We start from the raw sequence: 24,258 nt of genomic DNA on the forward strand, positions 1-24,258 counted from the left end.
ACATGAATTATAACCAATATTTCGAAAACGCGCTAATAGCAGGCAGGAAAGCTACGCTTGCTCCTGCCCTCATCAACCAGATTTTACATGATGTGGCTGCTGAAGCCATCGCTCAAACTCATTTGATATTAGCCGAAAATCAAAAAGACCTTGACCTGATGGATCCGGAAGATCCAAAATACGACAGGTTGAAACTTACAGCAGCCCGCATTGAAGCTATTGCCGGTGATATGATCAATGTGGCCAACCTGGATAGCCCTTTGGGAAAGCAGCTTTCTGAAACACACATGCCCAATGGTTTGTCCATTACTAAAAATCGGGTACCGCTGGGTGTGGTAGGCGTAATTTATGAAGCAAGGCCCAATGTTACATTCGATGTGTTTGCGCTGTGCTTTAAAACCGGCAACATCAGCATTTTAAAGGGCGGCAGTGATGCCGATCATTCAAACAGGGCAATAGTTACCGTTATTCATAAAGTACTTGCTAAACACCATATAGATCCTAACGTAGTTACCTTGCTGCCGGCAGAGCGTGAAGCAACCGCCGCATTATTAAACGCTATTGGTTTTGTGGATGTGTTGATACCACGCGGCAGCCAGTCGCTGATAAATTTTGTGAGGGATAATAGTAAAGTACCAGTTATTGAAACAGGTGCGGGCATTGTGCACACCTATTTTGATGAGTCTGGCGACCTAGTTAAAGGTGCAGAGATCATTGCCAATGCTAAAACACGCCGGGTTAGCGTATGTAATGCATTAGATTGCTTAATTATTCATGCGGACAGATTAAATGATTTACCGCAGTTAAGCCACATCCTTAAAGAGAAGGAAGTTGAACTTTTTGCCGATGAACGCGCTTACGAGGCGTTAAGAAAAGATTATCCGGAAACGCTGCTTCATAAGGCCAGGCCAGAACATTTTGGCACCGAATTTCTATCGATGAAGATGGCGGTTAAAACGGTTGATAATTTTAAGCAAGCATTAGAATACATTGCAATAAACAGCTCCAAACATAGCGAGGCTATAATATCTGAGGATGCTGAAAACATCGCAACCTTTTTAAATGATGTTGATGCTGCTGCAGTTTACGCCAATGTATCTACCGCGTTCACAGACGGAGCCCAGTTTGGCTTGGGTGCCGAAATTGGCATCAGCACGCAAAAACTTCATGCACGTGGCCCTATGGGCCTGGAAGAGCTTACCAGCTACAAATGGATTGTTAAAGGCGATGGGCAAATAAGAAATTCTTAATACTAAATCAATGCGTTGCTTATATACATTTATAATGAGTTATTTAGGTGGTATCTATATTTCACAAGTAGAAGGGGGAGATACTAACCAGGCAATGGATCTGTGGATAGAGAATTTAGATACAAACCAAATAAAGGGCTTTTCAAAATCAGACAAAAAGAAGCTAATCGAAGTTGGATTTTCAGATGATGATAAAGACGTACCGATTACCGGAGTACGAAATGTATCATGTTTTTGTGTTAGAACAAAAAAAGGGTTTGCAATTATCAACATTATAAAAACAGCAGAAAACTAATATATTTTGTTCCCGTCAAAACCCCAACCGAAAGTTTATTGCATAAAAAAAGGTGCTTCCAAAAAAGCACCTTATTTGTTTCCTGATGAGCTTAGTTACTTAATTAAGTAATTCGCTACAGCAATAAAGCAAATAATCATCAAGATCACTCCTTGCAATTTCTGTTCTAATGTTAACTGGCTTATCATTCTATTAAATTAATTAGGGTAAAGCAAATTTATATTGTAATCTCAATGTTACAATAGGCAACATCATTTTTACGTTTATTTTAATAAATAGTAATAAAAGTTTTAGAATAGTCAGTCCTACATTTATTCATTAAAAAATTAGCAAAAAATATGTTTTAACATTGAAATAGTGTTACCGTAACACCACGTTAAAACCGGTATTTTAAACTATAAAAAATCCATTAAACGCGTTTTTCTTATTCATTGATTAAAAAGCTTTTTTTTATTGAAATTTTATTTTCCCTGAATAAGAAAATATTATCGCCCTATGAATAAAAAATATACCAGGATTTGACTTTTATTCCAAACACGTCAGATATATATTTTCCAAAACATTTGGAATTATTGTATCACCGCTGTTACATTAGTGAATATTATAAACCAATTAAAAATGCCAAACCACATTCTGACCGTATACCTGTTAGTCGCCTTTATGGTGGCGGGCATACTTATCAACTCTCGCATTAAGCAATGGCTAAATAAAAAAAGTTAGTCATTTGCATTAAAGATTCTAATTCGTATAGATTTCTTAACCCATCCAGTTTATAAAAGTATAGCCCGTTGTACAACAGGCTATACTTTTATAAACAAAAAAGTCAATGTGCTAATATTATAATTTACTTCAATTAAAGCTTCATATTGCCATCATAAAACATTGATATATAGATATAATTAACTATAAATTAACTACATTTATAACGGGTTTGCAAATTTGATAATGATGAAATAACCGTTCACGTCATCAAATCTTTAGGCTTACAAACCTCTTTAATAAATTCTTACCCTCTCCTGACCCAAGCCATTATCAATATAAATCACAATACCGTATCTTTGCACCCATTATGAGTAAGCATGGCAGAATCCTGGTGGCAATGAGTGGTGGTGTAGATAGTTCCGTAGCGGCAGTAATGCTGCATGAACAGGGCTATGAAGTAATTGGCCTCACTATGAAAACCTGGGACTATGCTTCATCGGGTGGCAGCTCTAAAGAAACCGGATGCTGCAGCCTGGATAGTATCAACGATGCACGTGCCCTGGCCGTAGGTTATGGCTTCCCACATTATATACTGGATATTCGTAGTGAGTTTGGTGATTTTGTCATCGATAACTTTGTTGATGAATATTTGGCGGGCCGTACTCCTAACCCATGCGTATTATGTAATACCCATATAAAATGGGAGGCGTTGTTAAAACGTGCCGATAAGCTCGATTGTGAATTTATTGCCACAGGTCATTACGCCAACATTCGCCTGCAGGACAGCGGCCGTTATGTAATATCAAAAGGTAAAGACGAAAACAAAGATCAGTCATATGTGCTTTGGGGAGTATCTCAGAAAAACCTGGCGCGTACAAAATTTCCGTTGGGTAGTTTTTCTAAACCCGAGATCAGGCAAATGGCTATGGATATGGGACAAATAGAATTGGCGGGCAAAAGCGAAAGCTATGAGATATGTTTTGTACCTGATAACGACTACAGATCGTTCCTGAGGCACAAAGTTGAAGATCTGGAAGAACGTGTTGCCGGTGGTAACTTTGTACTCACTAATGGCACCGTAGTAGGCAAGCACCAGGGTTACCCCTTCTATACCATAGGGCAGCGCAAAGGTTTGGGCATTGCTTTAGGGCACCCCATGTTTGTTACCAGCATTGATCCTCAAACAAACACCGTTGTTTTAGGTACTGCAGATGAGCTTGAACGCAAACAAGCCTGGGTTAAAAACCTTAACCTGGTTAAATATGCCAGTATTACCGAGCCTATTGAAGCCATCACCAAAATCAGGTATAAAGATGCCGGTACCCAAAGCAGCATTGTGCAAATGGGCGAGCATATGAAGGTTGATTTTCACCATAACGTTTCTGGTATAGCTCCGGGTCAGTCTGCCGTTTTTTATGAAGGTAATGATTTATTGGGCGGTGGTTTTTTAATGTAATCCTTTATGTTTTAAGGTTGGAGTGCTGCAATGTTATCGATTGCGGCATCCGGTGTTTAACCTTCCGATTTTATTACAGTATATGCTCGCCAAAGCAACATTTCAACCTTAAAACATTCCAACTTTCCAACATTTTTAGCAAAAACAAATTGGCGTTTCGCTTTCTTTATGTTTTATTTGCAAAAAATAACTGCTTAAATGGCCAAAAATTTACTAATAGTTGAGTCTCCGGCGAAAGCCAAAACCATCGAGGGATACCTTGGTAAAGACTTTGTAGTGAAGTCGAGCTACGGGCATATCCGCGATTTGGTAAAGTCTGAAGATGCGATAGATATAGGTAATAACTTCGCTCAAAAATACGAGGTGCCTGCCGATAAAAAACAGGTAGTGAGCGAGTTGAAGAAATTGGCTAAAGAAGCAGAGATGGTTTGGCTTGCATCGGATGAGGACCGCGAGGGAGAAGCCATATCATGGCATTTATTTGAAACCTTAGGGTTAAAAGATGAATCGACCAAGCGTATTGTTTTTCATGAGATCACTAAACCTGCAATATTAAAAGCAATTGACACCCCGCGTAAAATTGACTACAACCTGGTGAATGCCCAACAGGCGCGCCGTGTTTTGGACAGGCTTGTGGGTTTCGAACTCTCCCCTGTTCTGTGGAAAAAGGTTAAGCCATCACTTTCTGCAGGCCGTGTGCAATCGGTAGCTGTAAGGTTAATTGTTGACCGCGAACGCGAGGTAAATAAATTTACATCAGAAGCCGCTTTTAAAATAGTGGCCATATTTGGCAAGGGTAAAGAAGCTTTTAAAGCAGAACTTGCCGAGCGTTTTTCTAAACAGGAGGATGCTGAAAAATTTTTACAGGATTGTATAGCTGCTGATTTTGATGTGCGCTCGCTGGAAACCAAACCAGCCAAACGTTCACCTGCTGCGCCGTTTACTACATCAACCCTGCAACAGGAAGCAAGCAGGAAACTGGGCTATTCTGTAGCACGTACCATGCAGGTTGCGCAAAGGTTATATGAATCTGGTTATATCACCTATATGCGTACAGATTCGGTAAACTTATCCGAAACCGCATTAGATGCAGCTCAACAGGAAATAGTATCAGCTTATGGCCAAAAATACCATCAGCTAAGAAAATATAAAACCAAGAACGCAAGCGCCCAGGAGGCTCACGAAGCTATAAGGCCCACCTATTTTAATAACCATACCATTGCCGGCGAATCTAATGAAAAACGCCTATATGAACTGATCTGGAAACGTGCCATCGCTTCTCAAATGAGTGAAGCGCAATTTGAGAAAACTGTTGCAAAAATCAGTATATCAACACGTAAAGATGAGTTGACGGCCAATGGTGAGGTAATGAAGTTTGATGGCTTCCTGAAGGTTTACCTTGAATCTCAGGATGATGAGGATGAGTCACAGCAAGACGGAGAAAATGCAATGCTTCCTCCCTTAACCACAGGGCAGCGCTTAGCCTTACAGGAGATGTCGGCTACCGAACGTTTCTCCCGTCCGCCGGCACGATATACGGAGGCAAGTTTGGTTAAGAAACTCGAGGAGCTTGGTATTGGTCGCCCGTCTACCTACGCCCCTACCATTTCTACCATACAAAACCGCGGTTATGTTGTAAAGGAAGAGCGCGAAGGCAAATTACGCAACTTTAGGGTGATGACTTTAAAAGGTGATCTGATCACGAAAGAGCAAAAATCTGAGAACACCGGTGCCGAGCGTGGCAAATTGTTCCCTACCGATATTGGCGCTGTTGTAAATGATTTCCTGGTACAATATTTTAAAGAAATAGTCGACTTTAATTTTACTGCAAGTGTTGAAAAGCAATTTGATGAAATTGCACAGGGACTAAAAGAGTGGACAGATATGATCCGCAAGTTTTATGATCCTTTTCACAAAGGCGTTCAAAGCACAATAGAAACTGCTGATAAAGCCACCGGCGAGCGCGAATTAGGTGTTCACCCCGAGAGCGGTAAAAAAATATCTGTACGTATTGGCCGTTACGGCCCGTTTGTACAGGTTGGTGAAAGTGCTACTGAAGAGAACAAAGAAGAAAAACCGCTTTATGCCAGTTTAAGAGCAGGTCAAAGTATAGAAACCATCAGCATTGAGGAAGCTTTAGAACTGTTTAAACTACCTAAGGTTGTTGGTGAATATGAAGGCAAAATAATGAAGGTTGCTATCGGTCGCTTCGGACCGTACATTAGCCACAACAGTGCGTTTGTATCTTTACCAAAAGAAATTGATCCGCATGATGTAACAGAAGAGCAAGCTATAGAGCTGATTAATGCAAAGCGAAAAAAAGACGCCGAAAAATTAATTAAGGCTTTTGACGAAGATGAAGAAGTAAAAATACTGAACGGTCGTTGGGGCCCGTATATAGAGTTTGGCAAACTTAACGTTAAAATCCCTAAGGATAAAGATCCATTGACCTTAACCTACGAAGAATGCAAAGCCCTGGCAGATGCCATGCCTAAGGATGCAAAAAAAGGAAGGTTTGGTAAAGCTGCGGCTGCAAAACCCGCTGCTAAAAAAGCTCCTGCCAAGAAAAAAGTAGCAGCTAAGAAAAAGTAATTATCTGAAATAAAAAATGATAAAAGACCTCCCCGATAACAGCGTTAAAGACATTGCCATTGCAGTAGCCCTGGAGCGTGAAAGCGTGGAGAGTAAAATCTGGTACGTATATCTCATCAACTTAAAAAATGAGCCTATCGAGAATGTACTTATCACTTCAAAAGGTTACGGGGAAAAAAATGGAGAGCAAATAAAAACCTCTACTTTAAGGCACATGATCCCGGTTGTTGATAGCAAAGGCTATAAGCTTATTGAACCTATTGATGAGCAAACCTTCGGACTGAATAATGAGTATTGGCTGAGTTATTATATCGGCACCAATATTTTCGATAAAAAATTTATTTTTCTGCCCGAAAGTATTGTCGAAATGAATTTCATCAAACTACCGGTGCTCAATAAACCAGGTGTGATGATATTGTAACAACAAATTAATAGATAAAACTATAATATACGAGCCGGGAGATTTCATTTTCCGGCTCTTTTTGTGTGTAAAGATCATCCGGGAATGACAGGCTATACCTTACTCCTGTATCGTATTTCCTCAATCCATCTTACGTCTGGATTTGTATTAAATATATTTTTCAATTAATTATTTGTTGCTATAAATTTTATACATTCATGCAATAAATAAACCTATTTCATGGATAACGGGTACACCAGGTTCCGCAAGCGTAAAAGCTTGATCACAATTGGTACTGCACTCGCAGTACTATTAATTATAGCCTATCTTATTGCAAATGGCCGCAAAAAAACCATAGTCGACCCTGCCTTTAGCAGGTACATCGAATCTTATACAACCGGTGTTATCTCCAGGGAAAGCACTGTAAGAATCCGGCTTGCAAGCACAGTTCAGATAACCCATCAGCAAAATGAAGTGGCAGACAATGACCTGTTTGATTTTTCTCCATCAGTAAAAGGAAAGGCTTATTGGATTGATGCCCGCACTATTGAATTTCGTCCTGATAAAAAGCTCGATCCTGATAAAAGCTATAGTGCCGAATTTAAATTGGGTAAACTTATTGATGTACCCTCTAAATTTAACAGGTTTAAGTTTGGCTTCCAGGTGGTTAAGCCCGATTTTAATGTAGCATTTAACGGATTGCAAACCGCTACCAGTACTTCTATTGATGAAATGAAGCTGGAAGGCAATATTCAGACTGCAGATACAGAGGATCCCGCATTGGTTGAAAAAATCATCACAGTGAATTATTTGTGGCCTGTTAAAATCAGCTGGACTCATAATGCTACTACAAGAAACCACGCATTTAAGATAACGGGGCTAAAACGCCAGTCGGGTGCGGTTGCGCCTGTTACCATTAACTGGGATGGTAATGCCCTAAACGTTGATAAAAAAGGCGATCAGCATTTTGATGTACCCGCTATCGGCGATTTTAAGGTATTAAATATTCGGGCTGTACAGGATAACGACCAATATGTACTGGTACAATTTTCAGATGCTATCATGGTTGGGCAGGAATTAAATGGCCTTATTGGTATTACTAATGTAAACGACGCTGCTTATACCATTGATGGCAGCACGGTTAAGGTATATGCACCCGAACGCTTACAGGGCGATTATGGTGTATTTGTAAATGAAGGGGTAGAAAACATCTCACACAAAAAAATTACCAAAACTTACAGCGCCAATGTGTTTTTCGAGAATCGTCTCCCCAACGTGACTATCCCGGGTAAAGGTGTTATTTTGCCCGATTCCGGTAAATTGATGATGCCATTTGAGGCGGTGAATTTAAAAGCTGTTGATGTAAGTATCATTAAAATATACGAGAGCAACGTACCCCAGTACTTTCAGAATAACGATTTTAACGGTGGCCAGGAGTTGCGGCAGGTGGGTAAACCTATTATTCAAAAAACCATTCGCCTGGATACAGATAAGGGACTAAACCTGAATAAAAAGAACCGTTTTATGTTGGATCTCGACCAGATGATCCGAACTGAACCGGGGGCTATTTACAGGGTGATCATCGGTTTCAGGCAGGATTATTCACTGTATAACTGCAGTTTAGGCGGTACAGTTAAAAAAGGCAGCGGTGACGAAGAATACGAAGGAGGAGAAGATTACAGTAATAACGCCAACAAAGTAAGCGATGAGGATGATGATTTTTGGTCGAGATATGACAATTTTTATCCCGACGGCTACAGCTGGCGGGATAGGGATAATGCGTGCACCCCATCCTACTACACTAAAAAACGTTGGGCTACCCGCAATATAATTGCTTCGAATATTGGGTTAATTGCTAAACGCGGCAATGATAACAACGTGTTAATTGCGGTTACCGATATAATGAGTGCCAAACCGATGGATGGTGTAGAGTTACAATTGCTCGACTATCAAAAGCAGGTGATCTTAAAAACAACTTCGGGCGCTGACGGATTGGCCAGCTTTGATCTGAAACGAAAACCTTATTTACTGGTTGCAAAAAAAGGCAGGCAGCGCGGTTATTTGAAACTTGATGATGGCAACTCGCTGCCCCTCTCCCGTTTTAATGTGAGCGGAGAGCAGATTCAAAGCGGATTAAAGGGCTTTATTTATGGCGAACGTGGCGTTTGGCGTCCCGGCGATAGCATATTCATGACTTTTATGCTGGAAGATAAGCTGAAAACCCTGCCAGCAGATCATCCTGTTGAGTTTGAACTGACAGATCCAAACGGAAAACTATACAGGCGCATTACGCAAACAAGATCACTGGATAATTTTTATAGTTTCCATACCGCAACCGAAACTTCATCGCCCACGGGCAACTGGACAGCTAAAGTAAAAGTCGGTGGTGCCTCCTTTGAGAAAAAGATCAAGGTAGAAACCATTATGCCAAACCGCCTAAAGCTAAGCCTCACATTTGGCGGCGCAAATGAACTCACCAAGGGCAATAATGCAAATGGCAAATTAAGTGCGCAATGGCTGTTTGGTGGTGCCGCCCAAAACCTTAAAGCCAAAGTAGATGCTTTTTTAACACCGCAGACAACCACCTTTAAAAACTATAAAGATTATGTTTTTGATGATCCTACACTGGCTTTCAATACCCAAACACAAACCGTTTTTGATGGTAAACTAAGTGCCGATGGCAACGCCAATATCGATGCTAATGTAAATGTTGAAAAACAGGCGCCGGGACAACTGAGGGCCAATTTTTTAGTAAAGGTATTTGAGCCAGGTGGTAATTTCAGCATTCAGCAGGTTACCATGCCATATAATGTTTACAAAGGTTATGTGGGCATAAAAACACCATCAGGCAGCGAACTTTCTGGTATGTTGGTTACAGATAAAGATCATCAGATTGATATTGCCGATGTTGATGTAAATGGTAATGCTTTTAGCGGTAGCCGCGATGTGGAGTTGGAATTATACAAAGTACAATGGCGCTGGTGGTGGGATCAAACCGGGAATGAGATGAGCAATTTTACCCAGGATAAGTATAACAAGCTCATCAAAACCCAAAGCATTCAATTAGTAAACGGGCGTGGCAAATGGACATTGCGTATTCCTAAAGCTGATTGGGGACGTTATCTTATCAAAGTAAAAGACCAGCAAACAGGCCACTCAACCGGCAAGATCATTTATGTAGATTGGCCAAACTGGTCAGAAAGGTTGCAGCAAAGTAACCCAACAGAGGCCGCAATGTTGTCATTTACTTCGGATAAAACAGCCTATAAGGTTGGGGAACAGGCAACTTTAACCATACCTACTGCTGCAGATGGGCGTGCTTTAATCAGTTTTGAAAATGGTAGCAAGGTTTTAAAAACAACCTGGATAGATACAAAAAAAGGGCAAACTCAATATAGCTTTACCGTCGCCCCGGAAATGGCTCCTAATGTTTTTGTGAACGTAACCTTATTGCAACGGCATTCACAAACAATAAATGACCTCCCAATCCGCATGTACGGAGCAATACCACTTACGGTGAATAATCCCGAAACGATCCTGAAACCGGTAATCAGTATGCCAGATAAGATCAGGCCTGAAACACAATCAGACATAACGGTATCCGAATCTTCGGGCAAAGAAATGACCTATACCATTGCCATTGTAGATGAAGGTTTACTGGATATTACCAATTACAAACTCCCCGATCCGCACGATACTTTTTATGCCCGTGAAGCTTTGGGCGTAAAAACATGGGATCTGTTTGATTATGTAATAGGTGCCTGGGGCAGCGGCCTGGAACGGATATTAAGCATCGGTGGCGATGGCAACCTTGGCACCAACAAGAATGTATCTGTAAATCGATTTAAGCCCGTTGTTAAATTCATGGGGCCCTTTCATCTTGGCGCAGGCGAAAAGCAAACCACGCCCTTTAAACTGCCTCAATACGTAGGCTCTGTAAAGGCAATGATTGTAGCAGGGCACAATGGCAGCTATGGGGTGGCCGAAAAAGTTGTGGCAGTTAAAAAGCCGCTGATGATATTGGCCACATTGCCGCGGGTACTTGGCCCATCAGAGAAAGTGCAATTACCTGTTACTGTTTTTGCTATGGAACCCAATATAAAAATGGTTACAGTATCTGTACAAAGTAACGCGTTTAGCAACCTTGCCGGTAATAACATACAAACGCTCACATTTACTAAAACCGGCGACCAACTGGCTACTTTTGACCTCGTGGTTAAAGATTTTGTTGGTATAGGCAAAGTAAAGATCATCGCCAAAAGTGGATCAGAAACAGCTGCTTATGATGTAGAACTGAATGTACGCAACCCTAACCCACCAATAACCCGCATTATTGAGAAAGAACTTAAACCGGGCGAGGCATGGAGCACAGCTTACCAGGCAATAGGTATAAGCGGCACCAACAAAAATACCATGGAGGTAGCCTCCATCCCACCGCTAAACTTAGATAAACGGTTGGACTACCTGATTGATTACCCGCATGGTTGTGTGGAGCAAACTACTTCGGCGGCATTCCCGCAATTGTATTTGGGGCAGTTGCTTGATCTTTCTCCAAAGCAAAAGGCAGAATCAGAAAGAAATATCAAAGCAACAATTGCCCGGCTGAACGGCTTCCAGGTGGCAAGCGGTGGTTTAAGCTACTGGCCGGATGGAGGCGATGCCGATGAATGGGGAACAAATTATGCCGGCCACTTTATGCTGGCGGCACAGGCAAAGGGTTACAGCATGCCTTTAGGGTTTATAGAGCAATGGAAAAAATATCAAAAGCAAAAAGCTTTAACATGGGCACCAGATAGTAAGCGTTTTTATGGCGATGACCTGAACCAGGCTTACCGCCTGTATTTGCTGGCATTGGCCCGTTCACCAGAGTTAGGCGCAATGAACCGGCTGCGTGAGTTTAGATACCTCAGTATCGAAGCCAAATGGCGGTTAGCTGCGGCCTATAAACTGGCCGGGCAGCCAGAGATGGGCATCGGGATGATAGCGAGTTTACCAACCACAATAAAACCCTATAATACCATGTTTGGCACCTATGGTTCCGACCTCAGGGATGAGGCTATGATCTTAGAGACCCTTACCCTGCTCGGCCAGCAGGCAAAGGCTGCCAGCCAGCTCAGAACTGTTGCGGCGAAGCTTTCACAGGATGATTGGTATAGTACCCAAACAACGGCTTATTCGCTGATAGCTATTGCCCAATATTGCGGGCAGAATAAGGCAGCAGGTAAGTTGACATTCAATTTTCAGTCGGACGCTGCCAGGTTTGATATCAATTCACAATCATACATTTGGCAAAGCTCCTTAGCTACAAATGGAGGTAAAGTAAACATCAGGAACATGGGTACAAACCGACTGTATGTAAGGCTGATACAAAAAGGACAGCCATCATCTGGTCTTGATGTTAAAACGTTTATTGATCCACAGGTGCTACAGATGCGTGTAGGCTACTTTACCCTTGGTGGTAAGCCAATAGATCCATCCTCATTAAAACAGGGAACCGATTTTGTGGCACAGGTTAACATTAAAAACCCCGGCAGGCGTGGCCGATATGATAATTTGGCGCTCAGCCAGATCGTCCCATCGGGATGGGAAATATTGAACAGCCGGATGCTGAATAGTGACGAGGCATTTAAATCATCGCCTTCAGATTATCGTGATATCAGGGACGATAGGGTAAACACTTATTTCAGTTTGCCAGAGGGCCGTGAGGTTACCTACTATGTAATGCTAAACGCGGCCTACGCAGGCAAGTACTATTTACCAGCTGTATATTGCGAGGCGATGTATAATAATTCGATCAATAGTTTGATTAAAGGACAATGGGTTGATGTGCTGAAATAGAGAAACTTTCACCCTACCACAAGTTGTGTAGTCCAGATTTACGAAGTTTCTAAAACTTCGTAAATCTTTCGCCGTTTTGTAAGCATCCCAAAGAATTAAATAATAAAAACAGAAAATTAATTAGCAAACGCATCCAGCGCGGCGGTTGGTTTACCAGAATTATCAAAAGCGCCTAAACCATAGCGCTGCCAGTTGTTATAAGACTCCGGCTCCCAGTAAAAAACACCCTTACCGCCATTGTTATTAACCGATTTTACTTTGCCGATGATATCTGAAAGGAAAGCCTTGCCCTCAGTTGGCGCATCGGCCTCCATCCCTACTTCAACTACCATTACCGGCGTAGAATACCGGGAAACCATATCATTCATATTGGTAAGGCACTGCGCATTTAACGTTTGCCAGTTGTTTTTTGAGGGATAAAGTGACATGCCTATGATATCCCATTTGGCGCCATTGGCTTTCAACCCATCGAACATCCAACGGAAAAGATTATTATCATAACCATTGGAGAGATGCACAATTACCTGCGTTGTTGAACTAACTTCTTTAACTGCTACGTAACCGCTTTTGACGAGGGCGGCGAAATTGGCCATATTTTTAGATGCGCGGCCATCTTCCCATAGCACACCATCGTTAGTTTCGTTGCCAACCTGTACCCATACAGGGGTTATGCCATTATCTTTTAGCGTGTTCATTACACTTTTGGTATAATCATGCAAGGTGGCAGTCAGTGTTGCAAAATCAAGGGCGGTCCAAGTGGCGGGTTTGGTTTGCTTACCAGGATCGGCCCACCAATCGCTATAATGAAAATCGATCATGATTTGAAAACCCTGAGCTTTGGCACGAATTGCCTTCGCCACTAAGTCGACCGTATTACAATAGCCATCTGTTGGGTTAACCCAGGCGCGCAGTCTAATGGAGTTAAAACCTAAACTTTTTAATATTACAAAAAGATCCTGTTGTGTACCGTTCTTATCGTAAAACTTTACTCCTTTAGCTTCCATTTCGGTTACCCAGCTAATGTCAGCTCCCTTGGCTTTGGTTTCTGGTGGTTCAATTATAACAACAGGAATATTTGACTTTCTTTTTGAGCAGGAAAAGCTCAAACAAAACAGGATCAAAAAACACGAACACGAAAAATTCTTCATAATAGCCACGAATTTCATAGGCACGAATCTCACAAATTGGTTCGAATTTCACGAATTAGATTTTGGCACGAATTATAATGCAAAATGTTTAAAATAATAAGTTCCATTAGAGACTATATAAATAAACGAATAAAAAATACCGCCATTGCGAGGTGCGAAGCAATCTCTAAACTATACAGAGGGGCTCTACAAGGGCGATCTGCCTATGTAGAGATTGCTTCGTTCCTTGCAATGACGTGGTTATTTTTGTGTTCTAAAACCACAGCGTCTTAGGTATATTTATTTAGTTGATCCGGATTTAATTGGTACACTTAATTCATGTTGCAGGGCTTCTATAGCATTTGCGAGGTAGGCCATTGGGGCATTCCAGTTAATGGTGATCTCATTGGCGGCATAAGCGCGGGTATCGTCAATATAAGCTTCATCCGGTACCTTTGATGGTACTTTTATGCCATCCTGCATACCGGGATTAGGGCCGCCTACCAATAAACCGGGTACAGGATCAATTATCCCATCGCTTGCCGAAGGGCGATGATGCGGATTCATTGGTGTTTTACTACCGTAACCGGTTACATAAGAATAACCGGTAGCATTCCGGCCTAAAATGTAATCAAGGTCCGCCAAAGCATTATTAAGGTATTTTTTATCATGCGATAATTTGTAAGCCTGCAACAGTAAAACGCCTTCATTTGCCGCATCGGAATTACTGCCCCAGCCAAAATGTTTTGGAGATAGTGTCATCGATGTTTGATAGGCGTTATCATTAACTCCATTAATTAAATCATCCGCAGTATTTAGCAACCTTTTTTTTATTTCGGGTAGATCGTTAATGGTTTTACCGTTTGCATTTTTTACAAGAGCATAATACCCCAATAATTTTACCTGCGCCCATGAAGGTACAGGCATCTTATCGTCAGGAAGCAGGTTTATATTTTTAAAAAATCTAACATCATTTGTGGTAACAAATAACTCGGCTGCCGCCCAGATAAACTCATCCGTAAAGTTATTATCACCATAGCCGCCTGTAGTTATAGCCGGGGTATACTTCTTATTTATTTCATCCTGCCGGTAAGCTATATTGGGATTGTTCTGAGCCCATAACCAGGCATTTTTGGCTGCTATAAGGCATGAATCGGCCAGACCGGGCACCTGTTTAGGAAAATGTCTCATTATCCGGGAAGCCTGGGCCATAACCGCGGCAAAATCCAATGTTGCTGCCGTGCCTTTTTGCACCACATAGCGGGGTTCTGTACCTTTATCGGGCATTTCAAACTTATCAAAAGCGGCATTGGTTAATTTATGGTAAACACCGCCATCGTTGGGGTCTTGCATGGTGAGCATCCATCGTAAATTCCATAAAGACTCGTTCAATACATCGGGCATTCCGTTGCCACTTTCGGGAATATTAAGCTTTACCGAATTCATATGAACAGGAAAATCTTCATACAAAGAAAGCAAAGTACTTGTAGAAATGCCGCTGTTAACAATGTATTTATTATAATCACCGGCATCATACCAACCTCGGGGCGATGAGATATTTGTACCTGCGGGCCTTTTTTCGCTTGCTGCAGAAGGATGGATCAACACCTTATTATCCGGGTGACCTTCGGCCCTGTTCCATTTGCCCGCAAATTTCTCAGTCAATGGAGTTGAGGCCCGCATAAAGTAATAAGCCTTGATAACAGCATTGGCTACTTTTGCATGAACATCATTTTTTATCCAAAAAGAATAAGAAACAACACCATCAATATAGAGACGGTATGCTCCAGGCTTTTTAAAATTACTAAAATCGGCTATGTAGGTTGTTTTTCCCGCAAATGAAGGTGTTGCCGATGCCTTAAGCGTACCTCTGAACACGATGTGCTTATTTCTATTTACGATAGAAAACTTCCCGACTCCAACCCTATTTAAAACAATCGCCTTTTTAATAGCATTAGGATAAAAACCAAGTTGATTTAATCTTATAGGATTGGATACCGTATCTTTTGTTTGTGCCAAAGCCGTTTGGAAAACGAATATTGCCAAAACAAACAAGAGCCATTTTCCCGGCACAATTTTCTTATTATTTAAATTTATAGGCATGGGATTAAACACATTTATAGATTTTTCAAGCGTTATAATGGTTGTATAAATATAGGTGTACGTTTTACAATAAGTATAATACTATTATGGCTAATTAGCTTAAAAACATAATACAAAAAAAACATATTGTGATGTAAAAAAAAACGATCTAAACCCATATAAAACTTTAAAATCAAGACTCAGAAAAAACGTGCAAAAAAATGACCCACCGATACCGGCAGGTCATTTCCTATGTTGTATTGGGGATTAACGCGGAATTTATAACGAAAATATTTTGTAAGCCAAGGAAAGGCTGAAAACACTTACACGTGTGTGCGAGTACTCAGGTGATCCGTAACCGATTTTATTTAACCCTCCTTCGTATCTCAAATCGACAGAAAAGTCTTTAATATCTACACCTGCACCTACTTGAATACCGTAGTTTGCATCTTTATAATTTAATTTTACAGCATTTCCAGCAGCAGCGCTATAATTCTGGTCTTTATTTACAGCAAAAGACAAAACAGGTCCTCCATAAAAACGGCCTCCAAAACCAAAAGCGCCAATCTTGGTACCTACTAACAATGGAAGATCTACACTGGTAAATTTAGCTTTGTTAACATTTCCCAAATCATCTTTAACGTCGATATTTTTTGATGTGAGATATAACTCTGGCTGAAAATTAAGGCCAAGTCCTCCTACCCTTGCCCATACCCCTGCAAGATAGCCGGCTTTGTTACTATTATCATATCTTCCATTTGATGGAAAGCTTGAGAAGTTTAATCCCCCTTTTGCACCAAAAGAGAAGCTTGGTATTACCTGTGCCGACGCCATGCCTATAGTTACCAGGCAAATAGTTAATGTAAGTAAGATTGTTTTTTTCATTTTCAAAGGATTATGTTTATTAAGGTAAAATATATTAAAACGGGTTAGATGATGCTAAAGATGAACAATTTAGATACCTGATAAATTAGGAATATCCGGTTTATAAGGCTTGCTTTTAAATACAAGGCTTTATAAACCGGATATCATGAAATTAATCTGCGTTAAAAGTAGAACTTTTTTGTAAATACTACAGCTTTACTGTTCTTTTTTAAAGTGTTAATTTACCCTGGTAATAATCCAATATTTTATTGTAGATGTAGCAATCATAACGGGCGTTAATAAGGTTGATTTTTGACCTGTCGAGGTTATTTTTGGCAAGTACAAAATCGTATGATGTTAAAACACCTGCGTTAAAGCGAATCTCGGCTATCCTGAATGATTCGCCGTAAGCTTTTACCTGGTCGGTAAGTACGCTATATCTCTCATAAGCCGAAGTCATGTTTAAATACGCCTGTTCAACATTTTGCTTTAAAACAATTTTGGTGTTATTTTCTACATACCTGGCTTCCTGCAGGTTTATCTTAGCTAACGCAACTTTATTGCGGTTTTGAAAGTAATTTAAAATTGGGATATGTAAACTTAAACTAACCTGTGTATTATAATTGTTTTTAAACTGATCATAATAGCCTATGTTTTGGTTGTTATAATTGGCCTGCCTGCTGTATACAGGTAGTTTAGAACCACCCGCACCATTTACAAATGCACCGGTATTTACAGTAGTTGAATCAATAAAGGTTGCTTTTTGGGCCGCGCTTGAGTAGTTGGTGAAAATACCACCACCCAAAGTAAGCGTAGGCAACAAGGCTCCCTGGGCAACCTTAACACCTTTTTCGGCACTTTTGCTCCTTAACTCTGCGGCCTTAATGTATGCCAGTTGTTGTAAGGCGGCATCATACACCATGTCTGATGATGCATCAGTTTTACTTGATACATCCTGAACGGTTAGTGGCTCCAATTTAAGGTTTTTGTTGTAAGGGATATTAAGCATTTGCATCAGGTTAAGCTTTGAAACTTCCAACGCGTTTTTTGCTGATACAAGGTTTAGTTGATTATCGCCGTATGTACCTTTAAGGTCATACAAATCTGATGGTAACTTGTTAGCTCCTTCTTTTTCCAATATATTCAGGCGTTCAACCTGTTTTTTTGATACATCTAACTGATTAGATACCTGGTTCAATAATTCTGCATTATCCAGCACCAGCAGGTAAGCGGTGATCACGTTTATGGTTACCTGATCTTTAGCCTGCTGAAAATCCATCTTGCCCGCCTGGAAGGAAAGCGATGTTTGTTTAATGTTATTTAAATTTTGGAAACCGCTAAATAAAGTAAGGTTACCATTTAAACTGTAGTTACCATAAGTAAGGGATTGAGTGACATAGCTGTATGTATACGGGTTAAGGTTACGCCCGTTATTAATGCCATGATTAACATCGCCACTAATGGAGGGAAGCAAATACTCTTTGGCTTGTTTATAGCCAATATTAAGTCGTTCCATTTGCAGCTCGCTTTTCTTTACATCAAGATTGTTTTTTATGGCGATGTCAACACATTGCCTGATGGAAAGAACAGAATCTGTTTGTGCCTGTGCATTTATTGCCTGCAGGGCTACCAAACTAAAAAATATAAATTTAAAATATCGCATTACTATATGATGATCAGAGTTGTTTTGAGGATTCTATTTTCCCGTCGAGCAGGTTAATGATACGGGTACCGTATTCGGCATTTTTTTCAGAGTGTGTTACCTGGATAATTGTTACTTTATCCTCCTTGTTCAGCTTCCGAAACAACTCCATAATGTCTTCGCCTTGTTTAGAGTTAAGGTTACCGGTTGGCTCATCGGCCAGTAAAAGTTTAGGTTTGGTAATTAATGCACGCGCTATACCCACCAGCTGTTGTTGCCCGCCCGATAATTGCGCCGGGAAAAGATCTTTTTTACCTACGATGTTGAAACGATCAAGTATATCAGCAACCATGGCTTTACGTTCGGCACTTTTGTAGTCCTGGTAAATTAGCGGTGTTTCGATGTTTTCATAAACAGTAAGTTCATCAATTAAATGGTAGGCCTGGAAAACAAAGCCGATATACTGCTTGTACAAAGCCGAGCGCTGTTTTTCTTTAAGCTGATGTACTGCATGGCCGGCAAAGTAATGAAAACCATCTGAAGGCTCATCAAGCATACCGATAACGTTTAGTAAGGATGATTTACCTGAACCTGAAGGGCCCATTATCGAAATAAATTCGCCTTCATCAACCTCGAGGCTCAAGTCATTAAGCACATAATTTTTAAGTCCGCTTACCTGGTAGTATTTTGAAATATGCTGAAGTGATAACATGTTTAGTTAGTGAATTAGTAGATTGGTGAATTAGTGATTTGCATTTTAGTTAAAGCAATAATAGTGATCATTTTAATATTAAAGTATCAATAATATACCAAACTTTCAATACGTTGATTATTAACATATTATACAAAAACAGATAAGTAAAGACTGTTCGCTTACGTAACAGGGTGCGTACGTTTATGATACACCGGGGAATAGAATCAAGAAGTTAGAATCAAGATACAAGATAAGTAAGTTAGTAAAACAACACAGAAGTCGGGAGCATAATGCAGCCCGACTTCTATCTTGATTCTTGACTCTAACTTCTTAACTCTTTCCCCTATTCGCTCCTCAAACTTTTAACTGGGTTACTCGTGGCTGCCCTGATGGCCTGGAAACTGATAGTGCCCAGTGCTATCACGAGCGCCAGGGTGCCGGCAATGGCAAATATCCACCAACTTTCGTCAATGCGATAGGCAAAACCTTTGAGCCAATAATAGTTCATAAAAATTCCTGCTAAAGGCGATGCCACCAGGAAGGATATGGCGACGAGTATAAGAAAGTCCTTAGATAGCAGGTTAACAATACCCGGCACTGTAGCCCCTAATACCTTACGGATACCAATTTCACGGGTACGCTGTAGCGTACTGTATGATGCCAGGCCTAACAACCCAAGGCATGATATAAATATGGCCAGTACAGCAAAATTTAAAAATAATTTGCCAAATCGCTGCTCGGCACGATATTGCCTGTCAAAAAATTCGTCTAGAAAGTAATAGCTAAATGGCCTGTTGGGGATAAAGGTTTTCCATTTACTTTCTATAGCTGCCAGCGTTGCAGGAGTGTTTTGCGAAGATATTTTTACCGAAATAAGACCCAGGTTTTTCAGTTCGATACGCATGCTCAAAGGTTTTATAACCTCCTGCAACGAGCGGAAGTGGAAATCCTTCATCACCCCTACTATCTTACCCTCGCGCCCCCATTGTTTAAAGCGCCTGCCAACTGCCTGCTGCGGCGAACTATAACCAAATAGCTTAACAGCGGCCTCGTTCAATAACATAGCCTGGGCTGTATCGGTTCCAAATCCTCTCGAAAATGCCCTGCCAGCTACCATTTTAATTTTAAACTGGTTCACATAATCCCAATCAACAAAGTACAGATCGAGGTTGGCTATCTGGAGATCACCTTTTTTATTTTCAATCTCAGAATAGGCTCCGGGATTGCCACCACCCGGCACACTTGATGAGTTTGCTGTTGATTTTACACTGGGTATTGTTGCAATAGCCTCTTTTAAGGCATTACCTGCCGGGTCGCCATTGGTATCCAGGATCAGCATCTGATCTTTGGTAAAACCAAGGTCGCGGTTTTGCATGAAACTCATTTGTGTATATACAATGATAGTACCTATAATGAGTGCAATTGAAATGGTAAACTGTGCTATAACCAGCGTTTTGCGTAACGCATTACCTTTGGTACCACTGCTAAACCTCCCCTTTAATACCGAAACCGGTAAAAAGGCCGATAATACCAAGGCCGGATACAAACCTGCAATTAAGCCAATACCAACCGATGTGATAAATAATAGCGTTACATAATACCAATTTGAAAAAATACCAGCGCTTATAGTTTTGCCAGCCAATTGGTTAAATAAAGGCAGAAATAATACCGACAACACAATGGTAAGTAAAAAGGCAATCAGGCATAATACTACAGACTCGCCTATGAACTGGCTGGCCAGCTGCGACCGTTCGGCACCTACTACTTTACGGATACCGACTTCCTTTGCACGCTCAACAGAACGTGCTGTAGTAAGGTTTACAAAGTTAACACAGGCTATAAGCAATATAAAAATGGCCACAATACCAAATACATATACATTGGTTATACTGCCTGACTCCTGGCCATTTCGTTTGGAATACAGATACACCGTTTTCAAGGGTTCTAACAGTAATTTAAAAAACATCTGCTGTTTCTTTTCTTCGGCACCATTCCTGCGCTCAAGGAAAGCCGGTAATTGGGCTTCAAGCGTTTTTGGATTTGTTCCCGGTTTCAAGAGCAGGTAGCTTGATGCGCCGAAATTGCCCCATTGGTTATCGAGGCCCTTATTGAATTTTTGTGTGAGCGATACCATCGAGATCAGCATATCAGCTTTGATCTGCGAGTTTTCGGGTATATCCTTCATGATGCCGGTTACTTTGGCAGGGATCGCATCACCTGTAATCAAAACGGTTTGCCCCATAGGATCCGTATTACCAAAATATTTTTTTGCGGCCGACTCTGAAAACACGATGGTAGCTATCTCAGATAGTGCTGTTTTAGGATCGCCTTTTACCAGCTTAAAATCAAAAACCTTAAAAAAAGTGGAATCTGCAAAAGCAGACCGCTCCTCCTGGAATTTAACGTTTCCTTTTCGCACCAAAAAGCTACCGCCGCTTATGCGTACAAACGATTCAACAGCCGGGAAATCATTCTTGATATTTGGCGCAAAAGGCCAGGCTGTAACACCTGTATTAATGGTTTCTGTAGGCGTTTTAATATCGGTTACTAACCGGTATATTCTATCGGCCTTGCTATGCATATTATCATAACTTAACTCAAAGCCTACATACATAAAAATAAAAAAACAGGCCGTTATCCCTATGGATAAGCCTGTTATATTAATAATAGAAAACGCCTTGTGTTTCCACAGGTTGCGCAAAGCGATCTTGAAATAGTTTTTTATCATTTTATTGGTTCATTAGTTCACTGGTTCATTGATGGCATTGTTTATTAATTCACAGGTATTTGTTATAGAAGTATCAGGTCATTGTAGCTTTGAACAGACGAGCACCAATGAACCAGTGAACCAATTAACAAATTATTCGCTCCTCAGGCTTTTCACCGGATTGGCAATCGCTGCCTTAATAGATTGAAAACTCACTGTTGCAAAAGCGATTATAACAGAAACTCCTCCGGCAAGGGCAAATACCCACCAATCGATGTTAATACGGTACGCAAAATCCTGAAGCCATTTATTCATTGCAAAAAAAGCTATTGGCCAGGCTATGATGTTGGCTATAAATACAAGCTTAATAAAATGGCTGGAAAGCAATAAAACAATATTTTGAACAGATGCTCCTAATACTTTACGCACACCAATCTCTTTAATTCGTTTTTCGGCTGAGTATGATGCCAGGCCAAATAAGCCCAGACATGATATAATAATGATGAGGCCAGCCAGGATGCTTACCACGTTGCTAACCTGGTTATCCACCCGGTAAACTTCGGCGAAATGATCATCTAAAAATTGGTATTCGAATGGAATATCTGGAAACGTGCTTGTCCACGTGGATTTAATAAAGGCAAGCGCTTCTTGAGTTCTGCCACCATTTATTTTGACAGACATGGTACTAAAACCCCACTCCTGCTGACTAAACATGAACATTGTTTCAATTTTATAATGAAGCGAATTAAAATTAAAGTCTTTGGCTATACCTGTTATTCTACCTAAAGAATCGTACCCAAAACGTTGACCAAGCAACGAGCTAACTGGCATGTTTTTATGATCCTTTAACAACTCCTTTGCTAAGGCCTCATTAATGATGTATTCCCTGCCGTTAGTTGTTTTTTCTTTAGAGAAGTTGCTGCCGGCTACCATTTTCATCTTGTAGAAACTGACATAGTCATGGTCTACAATTAATTGAGTTGAGGTAAGGTCCCGCACCGGCGAATCGTTCATCTTAAATCTTATCCCCGACTGATCTAAATGGCTACCCAATTGATCCTGCGACCCGGTAACGCCCTGTATCAATGAATTGTTTAATAACTCATCTTTAATAAGTGCGTATTTTGCCGGTGTAACCATGTTAAGCGGAACATTAACTACCTGTTCGCGGCTAAAACCGGGATCCTTTTTTTGCATAAAGCGTAATTGCTTAATAACAAATATGGTAGCTATCATTAATACAATAGCACTGGTAAACTGCCCCACTACAAGGATATTGCGAAGCGACCCCTTGTTTTTGCCAGTTTCCACGCTGCCTTTTAATACTTTAACTGGTTGAAAAGAAGAAAGAAATAATGCCGGGTAGATACCAGAAATTAAACCAATAAAAATAGTTGCTATAAAAATAGATGCTATAAGCCCCCAATTATTTGTCAACGGTAAACTAATATCGCGCTGGCTTAAGGTGTTAATATAAGGCAATACGAGAGAAACAAATACAGTAGCAAAAACAAGCGCTATTAATGAAAGCAGCACGGTTTCGCCCAAAAACTGAATAGCCAATTGAAAACGCTGAGCTCCAATTGATTTTCGCACCCCTACTTCTTTAGCACGTTCTGCCGACCGTGCCGTAGATAAATTGATAAAATTTACACATGCGATAGTCAGCACAATTAGCGCTATCATAGCAAACAGATTGGTAAGCTTTTGATCAAACTTTTGATAATTTATATAATCCAGTCCTATATCCGCGGAGTTAGCATGAACATCTTTGAGTGATAGTAAAAACAGATCATAAAACTTCCAGTTATCTTTATTCATGTACTTTTTTTGATAGGCTGGAAATTTCTTCTCGAGCGCTTTCACATTAGTACCTGGCGCAAGTTCAAAATAAGTGTTTAGCCAATTGCCTCCCCATGCATTAAACATCCATGGTTTCATGATGGTATTAAAAGAAAACAATGCATCAAATTGTAGCTGGGAATTTTTGGGGATATTGGCCAATATCCCCGTTACAGCATAGCTTGTAGTATCATCGCCATAATGGGTAATGGTTTTGCCCATGGGGTCTTCCTTGCCAAATATTTTTTGCGCGGCTTCCTGTGTCAGCAAAACGCTGTGTGGTTTCAATAAAGCTATTTTCCTATCTCCTTTTATCAGCTTAAATTCAAACATATCCATGAAGGTAGAATCAACAAAAAACACCTGCGGCGAAAACATCTTCTTTTGGCCGTACGTGATTTGAAACTTTTGCTGCCAGCGTACACGCGTGAAATTCTTTACCTCGGGAAATTCATTTTTAATCGACGGCCCCATCGGGAACATAGATAACGCGACTTTTTGAGAAGCGGTCATTCCCGGAAATTTCTGCACCTCGTTTAATCGGTAAATGTTTTTAGTATGCAGACTGTCAAAACTCTTTTCATAAAGAACAAAAAGCATAATAACTATGCAGGCGGCCATACCTATGGAGAGGCCGATTATGTTAATAGCCGAGAAAACCTTGTTCTTCCAGATATTTCTCCATGCTATTTTGAAATAGTTCTTTATCATTTTATTTTTTATTAATCAATTCGATATGCTGTCATAGCCATTTGTTCGTATCTATC

Annotated in this window: 13 protein-coding genes; 6 read left to right on the plus strand and 7 right to left on the minus strand. The window is 40.6% G+C overall.

What is annotated here, in order from left to right; all coding sequences use genetic code 11:
- Positions 1–2 precede the first annotated feature (2 nt).
- The 6 genes from AC1D0K_RS02050 to AC1D0K_RS02075 all read left to right on the plus strand — a co-directional run bounded on the left by AC1D0K_RS02050 (position 3) and on the right by AC1D0K_RS02075 (position 12,533).
- Positions 3–1,250 (plus strand): glutamate-5-semialdehyde dehydrogenase, encoded by a 1,248-nt coding sequence (locus AC1D0K_RS02050; protein WP_477399469.1) that lies wholly within the window; start codon positions 3–5, stop codon positions 1,248–1,250.
- Positions 1,251–1,284: 34 nt separating this feature from the next.
- Positions 1,285–1,545 (plus strand): hypothetical protein, encoded by a 261-nt coding sequence (locus AC1D0K_RS02055; protein ID WP_295713182.1) that lies wholly within the window; start codon positions 1,285–1,287, stop codon positions 1,543–1,545.
- Between the two features lie 1,069 nt (positions 1,546–2,614).
- The gene (mnmA, locus tag AC1D0K_RS02060; RefSeq protein WP_295713184.1) at positions 2,615–3,703 is read left to right on the plus strand and encodes a tRNA 2-thiouridine(34) synthase MnmA; all 1,089 of its coding nucleotides are present in this window, start codon (positions 2,615–2,617) and stop codon (positions 3,701–3,703) included.
- Between the two features lie 198 nt (positions 3,704–3,901).
- A complete protein-coding gene (topA, locus tag AC1D0K_RS02065; protein WP_477398627.1) occupies positions 3,902–6,295 on the plus strand; it encodes a type I DNA topoisomerase in 2,394 nt (797 codons plus the stop codon).
- 16 nt (positions 6,296–6,311) lie between these two features.
- On the plus strand, positions 6,312–6,716 hold the full coding sequence (locus AC1D0K_RS02070) for a hypothetical protein (protein WP_295713190.1): 405 nt from the start codon (positions 6,312–6,314) through the stop codon (positions 6,714–6,716).
- A 219-nt stretch (positions 6,717–6,935) separates the two neighbouring features.
- Positions 6,936–12,533, plus strand: coding sequence for an alpha-2-macroglobulin family protein (locus AC1D0K_RS02075; protein ID WP_477398624.1), 5,598 nt, complete (start codon positions 6,936–6,938; stop codon positions 12,531–12,533).
- Positions 12,534–12,649: 116 nt separating this feature from the next.
- Here the strand turns inward: AC1D0K_RS02075 and AC1D0K_RS02080 are convergent, their stop codons facing one another.
- The 7 genes from AC1D0K_RS02080 to AC1D0K_RS02110 all read right to left on the minus strand — a co-directional run bounded on the left by AC1D0K_RS02080 (position 12,650) and on the right by AC1D0K_RS02110 (position 24,202).
- Entirely contained in the window at positions 12,650–13,681 is a 1,032-nt protein-coding gene (locus tag AC1D0K_RS02080) for a glycoside hydrolase family 53 protein (RefSeq protein WP_477398622.1), read from the minus strand.
- Positions 13,682–13,960: 279 nt separating this feature from the next.
- Entirely contained in the window at positions 13,961–15,763 is a 1,803-nt protein-coding gene (locus tag AC1D0K_RS02085; protein ID WP_477462985.1) for a glycoside hydrolase family 9 protein, read from the minus strand.
- A 258-nt stretch (positions 15,764–16,021) separates the two neighbouring features.
- On the minus strand, positions 16,022–16,627 hold the full coding sequence (locus AC1D0K_RS02090) for a porin family protein (RefSeq protein WP_477442970.1): 606 nt from the start codon (positions 16,625–16,627) through the stop codon (positions 16,022–16,024).
- A 208-nt stretch (positions 16,628–16,835) separates the two neighbouring features.
- Positions 16,836–18,269, minus strand: a complete 1,434-nt coding sequence (locus AC1D0K_RS02095) for a TolC family protein (RefSeq protein WP_477442968.1) — start codon at positions 18,267–18,269, stop codon at positions 16,836–16,838.
- A gap of 13 nt (positions 18,270–18,282) precedes the next feature.
- Positions 18,283–18,960, minus strand: a complete 678-nt coding sequence (locus tag AC1D0K_RS02100) for an ABC transporter ATP-binding protein (RefSeq protein ID WP_295713207.1) — start codon at positions 18,958–18,960, stop codon at positions 18,283–18,285.
- Positions 18,961–19,285: 325 nt separating this feature from the next.
- A complete protein-coding gene (locus tag AC1D0K_RS02105; RefSeq protein ID WP_477398261.1) occupies positions 19,286–21,670 on the minus strand; it encodes an ABC transporter permease in 2,385 nt (794 codons plus the stop codon).
- A 132-nt stretch (positions 21,671–21,802) separates the two neighbouring features.
- Positions 21,803–24,202 carry an ABC transporter permease gene (locus tag AC1D0K_RS02110; RefSeq protein ID WP_477398259.1) on the minus strand — a complete coding sequence of 800 codons (2,400 nt, stop codon included), beginning with the start codon at positions 24,200–24,202 and terminating at the stop codon, positions 21,803–21,805.
- Between the last annotated feature and the right edge of the window lie 56 nt (positions 24,203–24,258).

Source organism: Mucilaginibacter sp. P1_A3 (genome assembly GCF_056406855.1).

Excerpts from the sequence above, each read along its gene's own strand:
- AC1D0K_RS02090 (WP_477442970.1), bottom strand. The coding sequence starts at position 16,627 with ATGAAAAAAACAATCTTACTTACATTAACTATTTGCCTGGTAACTATA.
- AC1D0K_RS02070 (WP_295713190.1), top strand. The coding sequence starts at position 6,312 with ATGATAAAAGACCTCCCCGATAACAGCGTTAAAGACATTGCCATTGCA.
- mnmA (WP_295713184.1), top strand. The coding sequence starts at position 2,615 with ATGAGTAAGCATGGCAGAATCCTGGTGGCAATGAGTGGTGGTGTAGAT.
- AC1D0K_RS02110 (WP_477398259.1), bottom strand. The coding sequence starts at position 24,202 with ATGATAAAGAACTATTTCAAAATAGCATGGAGAAATATCTGGAAGAAC.
- topA (WP_477398627.1), top strand. The coding sequence starts at position 3,902 with ATGGCCAAAAATTTACTAATAGTTGAGTCTCCGGCGAAAGCCAAAACC.
- AC1D0K_RS02050 (WP_477399469.1), top strand. The coding sequence starts at position 3 with ATGAATTATAACCAATATTTCGAAAACGCGCTAATAGCAGGCAGGAAA.
- AC1D0K_RS02055 (WP_295713182.1), top strand. The coding sequence starts at position 1,285 with ATGAGTTATTTAGGTGGTATCTATATTTCACAAGTAGAAGGGGGAGAT.
- AC1D0K_RS02095 (WP_477442968.1), bottom strand. The coding sequence starts at position 18,269 with ATGCGATATTTTAAATTTATATTTTTTAGTTTGGTAGCCCTGCAGGCA.
- AC1D0K_RS02075 (WP_477398624.1), top strand. The coding sequence starts at position 6,936 with ATGGATAACGGGTACACCAGGTTCCGCAAGCGTAAAAGCTTGATCACA.
- AC1D0K_RS02105 (WP_477398261.1), bottom strand. The coding sequence starts at position 21,670 with ATGATAAAAAACTATTTCAAGATCGCTTTGCGCAACCTGTGGAAACAC.
- AC1D0K_RS02080 (WP_477398622.1), bottom strand. The coding sequence starts at position 13,681 with ATGAAGAATTTTTCGTGTTCGTGTTTTTTGATCCTGTTTTGTTTGAGC.
- AC1D0K_RS02085 (WP_477462985.1), bottom strand. The coding sequence starts at position 15,763 with ATGCCTATAAATTTAAATAATAAGAAAATTGTGCCGGGAAAATGGCTC.
- AC1D0K_RS02100 (WP_295713207.1), bottom strand. The coding sequence starts at position 18,960 with ATGTTATCACTTCAGCATATTTCAAAATACTACCAGGTAAGCGGACTT.